Origin of the sequence: Actinotignum saccati (assembly GCF_051265055.1) — a bacterium.
In the GTDB taxonomy this organism is placed as follows: Bacteria; Actinomycetota; Actinomycetes; order Actinomycetales; family Actinomycetaceae; genus Actinotignum.
The window spans coordinates 230,383-242,830 of the sequence record NZ_JBOZCC010000002.1 but is presented as its reverse complement, the minus strand read 5'-3'; the positions used below and the strand labels follow the sequence as shown (position 1 = coordinate 242,830).

The 12,448-nt window shown below is 58.2% G+C and carries 13 protein-coding genes and 1 other RNA gene; 7 read left to right on the top strand and 7 right to left on the bottom strand.

Translation table 11 applies throughout. The features are described 5' to 3' along the window. The first annotated feature begins 5 nt into the window (after positions 1-5). The 6 genes from prfB to smpB all read left to right on the top strand — a co-directional run bounded on the left by prfB (position 6) and on the right by smpB (position 5,656). A complete protein-coding gene (prfB, locus tag ACRQEC_RS02575) occupies positions 6-1,205 on the top strand; it encodes a peptide chain release factor 2 (protein ID WP_284889113.1) in 1,200 nt (399 codons plus the stop codon). Between the two features lie 117 nt (positions 1,206-1,322). Then, positions 1,323-2,015, top strand: a complete 693-nt coding sequence (gene ftsE / locus ACRQEC_RS02570; RefSeq protein WP_026429511.1) for a cell division ATP-binding protein FtsE — start codon at positions 1,323-1,325, stop codon at positions 2,013-2,015. Beyond that, positions 2,015-2,929 (top strand): permease-like cell division protein FtsX, encoded by a 915-nt coding sequence (gene ftsX / locus ACRQEC_RS02565; protein WP_126135352.1) that lies wholly within the window; start codon positions 2,015-2,017, stop codon positions 2,927-2,929. The genes ftsE and ftsX overlap by 1 nt, the downstream gene beginning before the upstream one ends. 62 nt (positions 2,930-2,991) lie before the next feature. Further along, positions 2,992-4,308, top strand: a complete 1,317-nt coding sequence (locus tag ACRQEC_RS02560; RefSeq protein WP_284889110.1) for a murein hydrolase activator EnvC family protein — start codon at positions 2,992-2,994, stop codon at positions 4,306-4,308. An 82-nt stretch (positions 4,309-4,390) separates the two neighbouring features. After that, complete coding sequence (locus ACRQEC_RS02555; protein ID WP_284889109.1) at positions 4,391-5,110, top strand: hypothetical protein; 720 nt, start codon at positions 4,391-4,393, stop codon at positions 5,108-5,110. Positions 5,111-5,125: 15 nt separating this feature from the next. Then, entirely contained in the window at positions 5,126-5,656 is a 531-nt protein-coding gene (smpB, locus tag ACRQEC_RS02550; RefSeq protein WP_026429507.1) for an SsrA-binding protein SmpB, read from the top strand. Positions 5,657-5,740: 84 nt separating this feature from the next. Here the strand turns inward: smpB and ACRQEC_RS02545 are convergent, their stop codons facing one another. The 7 genes from ACRQEC_RS02545 to ACRQEC_RS02515 all read right to left on the bottom strand — a co-directional run bounded on the left by ACRQEC_RS02545 (position 5,741) and on the right by ACRQEC_RS02515 (position 11,119). Next, positions 5,741-6,223, bottom strand: a complete 483-nt coding sequence (locus ACRQEC_RS02545; RefSeq protein ID WP_284889108.1) for a hypothetical protein — start codon at positions 6,221-6,223, stop codon at positions 5,741-5,743. A gap of 162 nt (positions 6,224-6,385) precedes the next feature. Next, positions 6,386-7,033, bottom strand: coding sequence for a PIN domain-containing protein (locus ACRQEC_RS02540; RefSeq protein WP_284889107.1), 648 nt, complete (start codon positions 7,031-7,033; stop codon positions 6,386-6,388). Positions 7,034-7,038: 5 nt separating this feature from the next. Further along, positions 7,039-7,902, bottom strand: a complete 864-nt coding sequence (locus ACRQEC_RS02535) for an ImmA/IrrE family metallo-endopeptidase (RefSeq protein WP_284889106.1) — start codon at positions 7,900-7,902, stop codon at positions 7,039-7,041. Next, positions 7,899-8,240 (bottom strand): helix-turn-helix domain-containing protein, encoded by a 342-nt coding sequence (locus ACRQEC_RS02530; RefSeq protein WP_284889105.1) that lies wholly within the window; start codon positions 8,238-8,240, stop codon positions 7,899-7,901. The genes ACRQEC_RS02535 and ACRQEC_RS02530 overlap by 4 nt, the downstream gene beginning before the upstream one ends. Positions 8,241-8,331: 91 nt before the next feature. Next, positions 8,332-8,705, bottom strand: a transfer-messenger RNA (tmRNA) gene (gene ssrA, locus ACRQEC_RS02525). A gap of 262 nt (positions 8,706-8,967) precedes the next feature. Beyond that, on the bottom strand, positions 8,968-9,930 hold the full coding sequence (locus ACRQEC_RS02520) for a YxiH-YxzG fusion protein (protein WP_435731132.1): 963 nt from the start codon (positions 9,928-9,930) through the stop codon (positions 8,968-8,970). Between the two features lie 136 nt (positions 9,931-10,066). Continuing rightward, positions 10,067-11,119 carry a hypothetical protein gene (locus tag ACRQEC_RS02515; RefSeq protein WP_284889101.1) on the bottom strand — a complete coding sequence of 351 codons (1,053 nt, stop codon included), beginning with the start codon at positions 11,117-11,119 and terminating at the stop codon, positions 10,067-10,069. A 240-nt stretch (positions 11,120-11,359) separates the two neighbouring features. Here ACRQEC_RS02515 and ACRQEC_RS02510 point away from each other — a divergent pair, with 240 nt between their 5' ends. Next, positions 11,360-12,379: a Cna B-type domain-containing protein gene (locus tag ACRQEC_RS02510; RefSeq protein ID WP_284889100.1), complete on the top strand. Its 1,020-nt coding sequence runs from the start codon at positions 11,360-11,362 to the stop codon at positions 12,377-12,379. Positions 12,380-12,448: the final 69 nt, after the last annotated feature.

Here is a 12,448-nt window from a genome sequence, read left to right as displayed (position 1 = left end):
ATGCCGTGAGTGATTTTTCCGAACGTCTTGACCATCTGCGCAGTGTTTTTCACCAAATCGAAGCGGTGACCGATGTGGAGGGCCTCACCGCGCGTATCGCCGCGCTGACGGAAGAATCCTCCGCACCCGGGCTCTGGGATGATACCGCCCGCGCCCAAGAGGTCACCTCGAAACTCTCCCACGCACAAAGCGAACTGGAGAAACTCGAGAAAATGCGTACCCGTATTGACGATGCCGGTGCGCTCCTTGAAATCGCGCAGGAAGAAGAACTCTCGGATCCGGCTTCGGCTCGTGAAGTCTACGAAGCGCTCGGCGAAGAGATGACGAGCACCGAAAAAGCGTTGGAAGAACTCCAGATCCGCACCCTGCTCTCCGGCAAATACGACGAGCGCGATGCGGTGGTGACCATTCGTTCCGGGGCCGGGGGAGTGGACGCGGCTGATTTCGCGCAGATGCTGCAACGCATGTACCTGCGCTGGGCTGAACGCAGCGGCTACGCCACCAAGGTGCTCGATACCTCCTACGCGGAAGAAGCCGGGCTGAAATCAACCACCTTTGAGGTGAGTGCTCCCTACGCATACGGCACGCTCTCGGTGGAAGCCGGGACCCACCGGCTGGTGCGCATCTCGCCTTTCGATAACCAGGGGCGGCGTCAGACTTCCTTCGCCGCCGTCGAAGTTATTCCGCTGATCGAACAAACCGACCATATCGATATTCCCGATACGGACATTCGCATCGATGTGTTCCGTTCTTCCGGGCCGGGTGGTCAGTCCGTGAATACCACCGATTCGGCGGTTCGCATCACCCACCTTCCCACCGGGATCGTGGTCTCCATGCAGGATGAGAAATCGCAGATCCAAAACCGCGCCGCCGCGATGCGGGTTCTGCAATCGCGCCTGCTCCTCCTCAAACAGGAAGAGGAAGCGCGCGAAAAGAAAGAATTGCGCGGAGATATCAAAGCCTCGTGGGGCGACCAGATGCGTTCCTACGTGCTCCAGCCCTACCAGATGGTCAAGGATCTGCGCACCGGGTACGAATCGGGGAATACCGACGCGATTTTCGACGGCGATATTGACGGTTTCATCGACGCCGGTATCCGCTGGCGCGCCACAGGCGAAAAAGCCGGCGAAAAGGCGAGCGAAAAGAGCAGCGATAAAACCGGCAGCAAGACCACCGATAAGGCAGGCGACAAAACCGGTGACTAAGTGGGGAAAGCGGGGGAGGAAACGCATGAATTTCCCCGGGTACGCGGCGCGTCCCGCGCGATTTTACGGCCTGTTCCGTAGGGTAAAGCACGATAGTAGTAATCTAAGGGCAAGTTTATGATCACATTTACCAAGGTGACGAAGCTCTACCAGAAGGGCGCGAAACCCGCGCTGGATTCGGTGAGCGCGGATATTGACCGCGGCGAATTCGTTTTCCTCGTGGGCCCCTCCGGTTCGGGAAAATCAACGATGCTTTCGCTCATCAATGTTGCCGAACGGCCAACATCCGGAAAAATCGAGGTGCTCGGCAAGGATCTAGCCACTGTTTCCCAGCGGCGCGTCCCCTTCCTGCGGCGCCGCATCGGCACGGTGTTCCAAGATTTCCGGCTCCTTCCCGATAAGAACGTGCACGATAACGTGGCGCTCGCGCTCCAGGTCATCGGCGCGCCCCGCCACCGCATCCGCACCGAAGTGCCGGAAGTGCTGGAAATGGTGGGCCTGGACGGTAAGGAACGCCGCCGCATGAACGAACTATCGGGCGGGGAACAGCAGCGCGTAGCCATTGCCCGCGCCATGGTCAATCGCCCCGAAATCCTCCTCGCCGACGAACCGACCGGCAACCTGGACCAAAATACCGGGCTGTCGATTATGCGCCTCCTGGATCGCATCAATCGTTCGGGAACCACGGTGGTTATGGCCACCCATGATGCCACCGTCGTCAACCAGATGCGGAAACGCGTTATTGAGCTGGCCAACGGCGTGATCGTCCGTGATCAGGATCGCGGCCAGTACGGAGGAGGGCAACACTAATGCGCAGTCGTTTCGTCCTGTCCCAAACATTCAAGGGACTTATCAATAACAAGGCGATGGCTGCCTCGGTTTCCCTCGTCACTTTCGTTTCCCTACTTTTCGTGGGCGCGGCCGCGCTGCTCCAAACCCAGATCAGCCACCTGCGTGCCGATTGGTACAGCCAGGTGGAAGTCTCGGTGTTTATGTGTGCGGCGAATGACGCCACCGAACCCTGCGCCGGTAACGAAGCCACCGAGGAACAAATCAAGGCCATCGATACCGCCCTGACCACCGAACCGCTCGCCTCCCAGGTGGAGCGCTACGAATTCGAAACCAAAGAAGAAGCCTTCGCGAACTACCGCGAACAAATGGGCGATTCGGTGTGGCGTGACACGGTGACCGCCGACCAGATGCAGGTCTCCTTCCGCGTCAAATTACACGACCCGGAAAAGTACCAGGTCCTCGTGGAAGACCTCGGCAACCGCCCCGGAGTGCAGAGCGTGTACGACCAGCGCGAACAAATCGAGCCGGTCTTCGCCACCCTCAACCGCTTCACCGCAATTGCCGGCGGGCTGGCCGCGGTCATGATCCTCACCGCGCTTCTCCTCATCCCCACCACGATCCGCCTCTCGGCAATGTCGCGGCGTAACGAAACGGGGATTATGCGCTACGTGGGCGCCTCGAATTTCTTCATCGAGCTGCCCTTCATCCTCGAAGGAATTATCGCCTCGCTCGTCGGTGCGATTTTCGCGGTCGGCGGGCTGTGGCTGGCAGCGAAATTCCTGCTCGAGGACTGGATTTCCCAATCGCTGCCGTGGATTCGCGTGATCGGCGTCAGCGAAGCCCTCCAGGTAGCGCCCTGGCTGCTCATCGGCTCGGTTGTGGTGTCCGGCCTGGCGTCCTGGATCGCTTTGCGCAGGTACGCGCGCGTGTAGTGAACGTGGGGCGACGGCGCCGCGGCGTCGTCGTACCGCATACGGATAGGAAAGGTGAACCGGTGAGAATCGGGAGCAGACGATGGTTGGGAGCGCTGGCTGCGGGGGCGCTGGGCGTTGCCGGGTTAGCGACGCCGGCGCGTGCCGATGACCGCGACGACCTCGTCCGCCAGCAAGAACAGCAGGAAGCCGAAATTGAGAATCTGCGTTCCTCCCTCGAGGGCGTGGACGTGGATTTGCAGAACGTTTACCTCAAGTTGCAGGAAACGCAGGCGCAGGTCCCCGGGGCGCAGGCCGCGTTATTGCAGGCGCAGAACGACGCCGCAGCAGCTCAGCGCGAACAAGAAAAGATTGGGGCGCGCCTGGATGCGGCTGAGGGGGAGCTCGATTCCATCACCACCTCGATTGCTCAGGGGGAGAAGAAACTGAGCGAAACGCGCGATAACCTCGGCGAGATTGCGCGTTCCGAATACCGCGGTGATAACCGGGTTTCCACCGTGGAGCTTCTGATCGGCGCGAAGTCGAGCGCGGATTTCTTCAACGCGCTGTCCGCGAACCAGGCGATCACCCGGGTGCAATCCCAAACTCTCACCGACGTTACCCAAACAACGGCCGCGAATCGGACCCGCGCCCAGCGGCAAAAGGCAGTGCAGGGGGAGATCTCCCAGCTCAAGAGCCAGGCCGATGCCGCGGTGGCGGAAAAGAAATCGAAGGAGGCGCAGGCCGCGGCCCGCACCAAGGAGCTCGCGGATCTGGAAGCTTCCGTCACCCAGCAATCCCAGGCTTTGGAGGCTCGGCGCGGGGAATTCCAGAACTCGCTGTCCGCCATGAACGCGGCCCGCGATGACACCGCCGCGCAGATCGCTCGCATTGATGAAGAAAACCGGCGGCGCGCCGCGGAAGCAGCAGCTCAGGGCGGTGGCGGGGGAGGTGCCCCGGCGGCGCCCCCGGCAGCTTCGGGTGCGCTCATTCCGCCCGTGCCGGCCCCACTGTACGTGACCTCGCCCTTCGGGATGCGTGTCTATCCCTTCGACGGCGGCTGGTGGATGCACGAGGGCGTGGACTTGCGTTCTGCCTGCGGTAATCCGCAATACGCGGCGGCCGCCGGGGTGGTGGCGGCGGTGCGCCCGGCCTCCGGCAACGGCACCCACGGCAACCAGGTCATCCTCAACCTCGGCTATATCAACGGCTCGTCCTACGTGGTGGTGTACAACCACCTCTCCGGTTTCAATGTGTCCGTGGGGCAGAGCGTGGGCCAGGGCGATGTGATTGGCTGGACCGGTATGACGGGCATGGTCACCGGTTGCCACGTACACTTTGAGGTGTGGCAGGACGGCGTGGTCATCGACCCGATGTCCCTGCCCGGATTCTACGAATAGCGCGGCGTACCCGTTCGCGTCGCCGTGGCCGAATGCCCCGGCGCAAGGAGCGGCCTGACGCGAAGTTGACGAAGAGGATGTCATGACACAAGCACACGGCTCAACCGATCCCGCTCCCACCACCGACGCACCCTCAACCGTACGTGACACCGCGCCGGGCGTTTCTAGTACGACGCCGCCGCAAGGGCCGGGCAGCTTGCCTAGTGCGGAGAAGCCGGCCGGGGTGGCTGCTCAGCCCGGTGCCGCTACCAAACTCGGGGAAACCGAGAAGGCAGTTCCGGCTGGTGAGGGCGCAGGTGCTCCGACTTCCGCGGAAACATCCGCGCCGGCGAAGAAGAAGCAGAAAACTGATGTGAGCGAGTATTCGCGCCGGCAATTGGAGAAACGCTACGCGCGTGGGCAGCGCAAAGCCACCGCCTATGAGGTGCTCACCGGTGTTTTGGGATTGGTGCTCGCCTGGTTTGTGTGGGATCGGGCTGCTATCACCGATTCGCCTTACGCGGTCGGCACGCTGCTTTTCGCGGTTGGTTTCGCGGCGCTCATTGTGTTGGCGATGGTACGCCGCATGATTAATACGATTGCCACGCGGCGGGGAATCGCGGTAGCCGGGGTAGCTACCGGCGTGACTACTTTTGTTATTGGATTGATTATCACCTTGACGGTGAATACCGATGCGGCAGCTGCGCCGTCGTTCTTCACCGATCATCTGCTGGACGTGAGCGCGCCGGCGGTGGTGCTGCTGGCCGGAACCCTGATTTTTGTGTGGTTCCTCATCACTGACCAGCGCGAACTCAAGGATTAGAACGGAGAAGCCCGCGTGGCGAAGAAAAAAGAAGGAAAGCTGAGCGCGGCCCAGCAGGCGAAAGCGGCGGCCGATGCGCATCAGGTGATCGCGCGCAATAAGAAAGCGCGCCACGATTATTTCATTGAGGACACCTTTGAGGCGGGGATGTCCCTATCCGGAACCGAGGTGAAGGCGCTGCGCATGGGCCGGGCCTCGCTGGTGGACGGCTGGATCGAGGTGGATCGCGGGCAGGTGTACGCGCACGGGATCAATATCCCGATTTACGCGATGGGAACGTGGACGAATCACGCGCCCACCCGCAAGCGGCGCCTGCTGCTGCACAAATCGGAGATCGAGAAGCTGGCGCGGGCCGTCGAGGCGAAGGGCTATACGATTGTGCCCCTCGAGCTGTATTTTGTGCGCGGGTTGGCCAAGCTGGAAATCGCGGTGGCCAAGGGCAAGCAGGAATGGGATAAGCGCGAGACGATCCGCCGGCGCGAAGCGGACCGGGAGGCGCAGCGGGCGATGTCTGCCGCACGCCGCCGCGAAGGGCTGGTGCGGTAGCGTTTCCTCGCAATGAGTGGCAAGGCTTGAGGTTGCAGATCTCGGGGTTGGTGAAATCGCCCTGTGAAGGCGCAGCATCCTGACCTAACGCAGCCCGTTCGCTGAGATGACCAGTCGGACGGTGCGATCCGCATGCATTGCTTTTATGAAGGTTTTACTTGGCGTGATGTAGTCGATGAACCATGCGTCGCCATTGTTCCAGCTTTTCGCGGGCAGGGTGAGAATTGGCGAATATGCGCAGAAGTTATCCCGAAGCTCGCCTAGGGTTCCGGCCGGGGCGCTACCGAAGGCAATTACGTTATTCCGATTTGTATCACTTTGCTCGTATACGCCGATATCGACGTTCTCGAGCAGAGTGCAGGTGCCGTCCCCATTATTTTTCGAGTTGCCAAAAGGTGTTTTATCGATGATGCTCACCTCGAGGTTTTTACCCTTGTATTTATTGAATGTGGCCGTTGTTGTGGGAGTCGGGGTTGGCGTTGATGCTGATTCTTTGGACTTGCTAGTGGTGCCGCACGCGGTGAGAGCGAGGGCGGCGATCATGGTTAAGATAATCTGCCGTTTCACACCCTAATTTTAGTTGTGGTTGCCTGAGCTGGGCGGTGCTGCAAGTCCCACAGTATTCCGCCTTGGCCCGGTGCGCTTATTCTTTCGGCCACGCAGGCAGAGACCTCCAGAGCTTAAGGATTGATCGGCCGTCAGTTACAGAGAATGCCGCGAAGCTGCCACCTACTGCGAATCATTCGAGCGTGATTCTCTCGGCCAAGGTGGCGATTTTGTGAGACCAGTAGCTTTGATGTCGTTCGGTAGCGCTTCATCTAAAGACGCCATCGCATGGTATTTCTTGATGAATTCGGCACGATTCTTAAACCCGCCCCGTTCGATTGCCCACTGCAGAAGAGTGAGAGTGGTGGCATGCGTTATCGCACCGCCGGGCACATGGAGCCCCCGTTGATGCTGGATCATCAGCAAACGAGCCTGTTTCTTGATCAGGGAAGTTCCATTTTCCTCATCGCAAACAAGGACAACTTTTTCCCCGGATCGCGCCAGAAGGACACCGTGCAAGATGGCCATATTCTCGCCTCTGTCCTTCGTAAGAGAGTACATATCATCAAACTCAACTCCCAGTACATCGCGACAACATTGCTGCATATCCTCTGTTGGAGCATCCGAGATAATGCTTTTGAACCGTCCCGGAAGCCTTAGCCATGTCTCAGCAGCTCGTTTAAATTGAGGACGACGTTTCGGAGTGTCATAGATTTCAAATTCCACAGCTTCCGGTACGTGCACAGGGTTACCGCCCAGTGCTTTCACTAGCTGTGGTACACAATCTGTGGCGAAGAATTTAAAGATCGGTCCCGTGTCGAGAATATACATCGCAGCTATCCGCCCGTTGGGATCGCCAGCTTCCGGGTGGCGCGGCCTGATTCACCTGTCAAAAGGGCCAATTCCTCAGCAGTTAATTCCGCACCGGTATCGTGAGGGGCAGTAGCCGTAATATCCGGCATCTCAACAGGAGTGATTCCAGCTGCTCGCAACTCTTTAATCAGAACGTGGTAATCATTTCTGCCCGTCAGGCGCGCTATAGCGGCCGGGCCAATGGCACCCCATCGATAGCCTTCAATCGCCCGAGCAAGAAGTTTCTGAGGAGCGCGTGGTTGTTCTGCCAGCGCAGCGAGGAGCTTGTATTCGGACAACCATCCAAATTGCGCGGCAAGTGAAGGTGCGGGAATAGCACTCCATTCTTCACATGTACTCTGGTCGATAACACCACTCTCACGAAGCTGAACGGCAGCGTCCGCCGGCGAAACCAGGTAGCTGTGAACAAGATCTGATAACACAGCTAGAGTGGGTTCCTTTCCTTGCGTGACATCAGCTACAGCTTCTGCTGGCATAAGGAAATGCCGAGCGAAAGCATCTGCCTGATCCTCCCGCGGAGTACCTGTGCTCCATTCCTGTGAAGTGCTCATGTGGCGGTCAAGATGCCCTAGCCACAGATGGCCAAGTTCATGGGCAAGTGTAGAACGTAGCTGCATGGGCTGATCCGTACAACCCACCGCAACAAGCCGCTTATTTTCCCAGTCCACCACCATCCCGTGACCCGGCGCGGCACCAGCAACAAACGCGACACCAACGTTCATAACGCGTTCAAGTAGCTGGGTCACGCTGAGAATCGGGGCGGATCCTAAATCGTGTTCCTGGCGGAATTGCGCAGCGGCTTTCCGGGCAATTTCTTCGTTGCTCATGCCGCCTCCGGAATCCCAATATCGTCAAGACGCCGGGCAAGACCAAGAGCGTAGACAAGGTAATCATAGAGACCCTCAGCGCCCGCGGTGTCCGTACGGCCGGCATAACGGACCTCACTCTGAATTGAGTCCGTACCCCGTAAATGATCGACCAGAACTCCGCAGGCATCAGCAATAAGGGAAAGCTCAATGAGAGTTGCAGGGCGTTCCCCCGCCTCTATCCGGTGGATTGTGGATTGGGACAGGCCCGAACTTGCAGCTAAATCGCGCTGCGACATTCCCACGCACGCACGCGCGGCGGCAATACGCTGGCCGATCCTAGCTTCACTAGCACTCATACTGAATCACTCTCCCTACACTTTGATTCTACAAGAATCTCCGTGCAAAAGTAAGCACCCGCGCCGAAAAATCGGAGCGGGTGCTCATCATAAGTGGAGATGCCGGGAATCGAACCCGGGTCCGACGATAGCCAAAGGAGTATTCTCCGGGCGCAGTTCGTTGATAGTTGTTTTCGGCTCCAGGGTTCCACACGAACCAGGCCCTGACGAACCTATCTATGTTGGTGTCGCGAGCACGCCCGTAGCAAACGTACTCACCAGTGGCTTTCTCAACGATGCTGAGGTCTAGGCGGAAAGCACACCTAGTTCAGCAGATTTCGCAGGTCGCTTAGCTTAGGCAGCGAGGGCGAAATCGGTGCTCTTGTTCTTGGCACCTATAGGTTGCAGAGAGCGTTATCGAGGTGACTCTACATCCTCGGCCCGCTTCCCTCCGACTAACTACCGCCGTCGAAACCGATCATCCCCGTATGCTGTTATCAAACAGTCCCACCCGCCCGGCATTCAACGCCGGCAACGCGGTGGATTCACTAGTCTACAACGACGGCGCCGCATGCGCTATTCCCGCTGCTATGTAATGAAGTCCGAATTCTATTTCGGAGTAAGAATCTGTACCTATTTTTAAATTCGTCACGTCGATGTATTGGAGAGGGGAGCAGCTTTAGGTGGAGATTTCCGGGAATCGAACCCGGATCCGACGCTAGCCACAGGAGTATTCTCCAGGCCAGCCTCACGCTTCCACCCACACCTCATCCACATCCAGCACAAACCACCGATGCAGACTGTCAATGAAGTGGATCGCAGAGCCGCGGGACCCGGCGGGATAATACGGGAGCGTGGCATCGTCCGCGTGTTGTACCTGGCAGCGGGTGATTTCGCGGTAGCCGTCGCTCGTATCTGCAAAGGCGCAGATAGGTTCGCGGTAATCGCCGTAGGTGAGCACATGATTTCCCGAAACTGCCAAACCTCTCAGCCGCGGTATTTCCTTGCGGGTATCAATAATCCGCGTAATCCGATCCCCTGCGATCGTAACCAGCGGGAAGTCTGAGTAGGGGCAAATAACCGTCTGCTCTTCGGTGCAATTCATGGCATAGCAATCGGCAATAAAGGTCAGGCGGGCCAGCTCCTCACCGAACTCCGGTTCCACATCGTGCCGGTCAGGATACAGCCATTCGGCTTTCAGCTCGCTATTCCAGCGGCAGAGCCCACAAAATCCGATAGCGAGGTTCTCCGCCTCGCCGCTTTTCTCCCCGCGTACTCCGAAATCCCAGCCGAAGTTACCAAGAATTCCTTCATCGAAATAGCTTGTCCAGATGCTGCCATCGCTGAGCGCCTGAACATCTTGGATGCCATCACCGAACACCCCGGATCGCACCAGCTCCCCGTTCACTGTATAGATATAGGCATTGTGCGTGGCTTCATGCCGGTCGTTGGACCATCGGCATCGCGCGCCGACGGCAAGGAACGTACCGTCAGGCAAGTATTGGATACAGGGAACGGAAACGGGCAGATCGACGGGTGCCGATGCGATGCGCACTGTCCCGTCAGCATTGTGCAGCGCGAAAATCGCATCCGCTTCTTCAGAAACGAAAACCCTCGGAAAATTCTCGTTACGTTCGAAAAAGCGCGCGTATCCCTCTGCATCGCTCCAGATCGCCACCGGCAACCCGTGATAACTAATGGAGGCTTGCACAAGCACGGCGCCCTTGACCGGCGCTTGCAGAGTTGCTTGGTACCGGGGCGTAATAACGCGCATTTCTTCAGCCATGCTTTAGTTTCCCTCGCTTCACTTTTTCACGCTAAGGTACGACGACGCCGCACCGTTCACGCTACTCATCCGGCCACACGTCGTTGATATCCACAGTGAACCACACGCCAAAGTCGTCAATCCAATGTATTTTTGAATCTCGGCAACTCGCAAGCCACCATGGACCATAGACTTCTTCTGGACAATCGATGTGGCACTTCTCAATTTCCTGATACCCGTTCGTAGTATCTGATAAGACGAAGTAGTGGTCTCCGCCACCGCGCTCCACGCAGTAGGCCAGAATGTGTGAACCTGATACGGCGAGGCCGAGAATATCGCGTAGTGCGCCGTGGGTTTCAACAATACGGGTTACCTGATTACCGGCAATGCTCATGATGGCAAAGTCGTAATTTGGGCATATTGTTGTGACCTCATCCGTACAGTGCAACGCACGATGGTCGTCGATATATGCACGGCGGGCAAGCTCTTCACCGAAGGCGGGAGTCAGCTCCTCAGCAGTAGGGTAGCGCCAGACGCTTTCGAGGTTGTTGTCCCAGCGGATCAATCCACACGTGCCGATTGGTTCGCGAGTTTCCTTATCTGCGCCATCGGGGTCAAACGGCGCATGCCATCCGTTATTACCAATAATTCCTTCGTAGAAATATCCGGTCCAGAAGGTACCGTCGCTGAGTGCTTGGACATCGGTAACTCCGTCTCCAACAGCGCCGCTCCGGAGTAGCTTGCCTTCGAAGTCATAGATGAAAGCGTTGTGGTCAGCACGCTTCTCCGCTGCATGCCATCGGCACCGTGACCCGACGAGAAGAAAAGCTCCCGAGGGTAATGATTGGATGTGGGGGAAACAAACTGGGAATCGAAAAATAGGTGTTTTCTGGATAACCTTGCCGGCACTGTTATGACGTGTCAGCAGAGCCTCAACAACACCATTGACATGTACATTAGGGTGACAGCCATCGTCCGACCGCCCGAAAAACTTACGCACGTCCTCAGCAGTGCTCCAGATCGCCACCGGCAAACCGTCGTAGCTAATAGAGGCCTCCACAAGCGCAGCTCCGATAACCGGCGGTTCCAGCGTGGCTTGATATTTAGGCGTGATGACGCGCAATTCTTGGGACATACCCCAGTTTCTCATAATCAATTTTTCCGCGCCATCGTGGCATATGCGCTGGTGGGGGAGGTGGCTGCGTCGTCGTTTTTAAAGTGCGGGACTTAGAGCCCGCACGTCACGTTTTCGATGGGCGAGGATGAGACAAGCAGCCGCGCGAAAACAAGAAAACACGCCTTTTCGCGACCGGAATGCGGCGATGATGATGTCCTGCGCCCCGGGTATGGCTGAGCTGATGAAGGGAGGACGAAGATGACGTATATGCGAAAACTCGGTGCTGCAGCGGTAGCGCTCCTTCTGGCTTTGCTGGGGATCGCATCCTCCGCGCAAGCGCAACCGGCCGATAGTCCGGCCGCGCGGATAGAGTGCCCGGCCAAGGAACACCCGGATTTCATCACCCTGGAGCTGTGGGGAACGCAGTACACGCGCGACGCCGAAGGTAATCTGCTCACGGAGGTCCCGAAGGAAACGATCAAGTACGCGGTCTTCAAGGTCTACCAGGATCGCAGCGAACAAATCTGGATCAATCCACGCTACGAGGCAAGTAAGGACCAATTCGTGGTCATCAATTATCCCTCAACGGTTGACGACTGGAATTTCACCTTCAGCGTCCCCAAGTATGAGCTTGCCGGCCCTACCTGGAGAGATAACGAGGTTGAGTACAATATCACCGAAATTCCCACGCCCGGGTACCGCAGCGATGTGGGCATGAATCCGGATGGCACCCTCAAGTTCACGAATACTCTGGCCACTGATGTCTCGGCAACGAAGGCCTGGCAGGATAACGATAATGCCAAGCAGACCCGCCCGGAGAACATCACTTTCGTTCTGCTCGCTGACGGCAAGGAAGTCGCCCGAAAGACTGTTGGTGAAGCGGAAGGTTGGACGGCTACCTTCGCTGAGGTGGATAAATGCGCGGGTGGTTATCTCATTAATTACGAGATCGCGGAAGTTGCCGTTGAGGGGTATAAGTCGGCCGTGACGGGCAATATGACGGATGGGTTCGTGGTGACGAACTCTATCGTGCCGCCCACTCCTACGCCGACCCCGACCCCGTCGGTTCCGGAAACGACTCCGCCGACGCCGCCGGCAACGACTCCACCCGTAACAACACCGCCAACATCCTCGCAAACTCCTACTCCTACAACCACGCCCACGCCGCGCGAGCGGCTCGTGAAAACGGGAACGTCCCTGGCCGGCCCGGCCGTGACGCTGGCAGGTCTCGCGTGCCTGGCAGCGGGAGGAGTGATGGTGGTACGACGGCGCAGCTAAGCGCCGCGGACTCAGCACATTAATGTGACTCATCGTGGGGCGGCGACGCCAACAAGTCGCCGCCCCATT

What these genes read in the sequence shown, in the direction of transcription:
- ACRQEC_RS02515 (WP_284889101.1), bottom strand. Translation starts at nt 11,119, where the DNA reads ATGTCCCAAGAATTGCGCGTCATCACGCCTAAATATCAAGCCACGCTG.
- ftsE (WP_026429511.1), top strand. Translation starts at nt 1,323, where the DNA reads ATGATCACATTTACCAAGGTGACGAAGCTCTACCAGAAGGGCGCGAAA.
- ACRQEC_RS02540 (WP_284889107.1), bottom strand. Translation starts at nt 7,033, where the DNA reads ATGTATATTCTCGACACGGGACCGATCTTTAAATTCTTCGCCACAGAT.
- ACRQEC_RS02555 (WP_284889109.1), top strand. Translation starts at nt 4,391, where the DNA reads ATGACACAAGCACACGGCTCAACCGATCCCGCTCCCACCACCGACGCA.
- ACRQEC_RS02510 (WP_284889100.1), top strand. Translation starts at nt 11,360, where the DNA reads ATGACGTATATGCGAAAACTCGGTGCTGCAGCGGTAGCGCTCCTTCTG.
- ACRQEC_RS02530 (WP_284889105.1), bottom strand. Translation starts at nt 8,240, where the DNA reads ATGAGTGCTAGTGAAGCTAGGATCGGCCAGCGTATTGCCGCCGCGCGT.
- ACRQEC_RS02535 (WP_284889106.1), bottom strand. Translation starts at nt 7,902, where the DNA reads ATGAGCAACGAAGAAATTGCCCGGAAAGCCGCTGCGCAATTCCGCCAG.
- ftsX (WP_126135352.1), top strand. Translation starts at nt 2,015, where the DNA reads ATGCGCAGTCGTTTCGTCCTGTCCCAAACATTCAAGGGACTTATCAAT.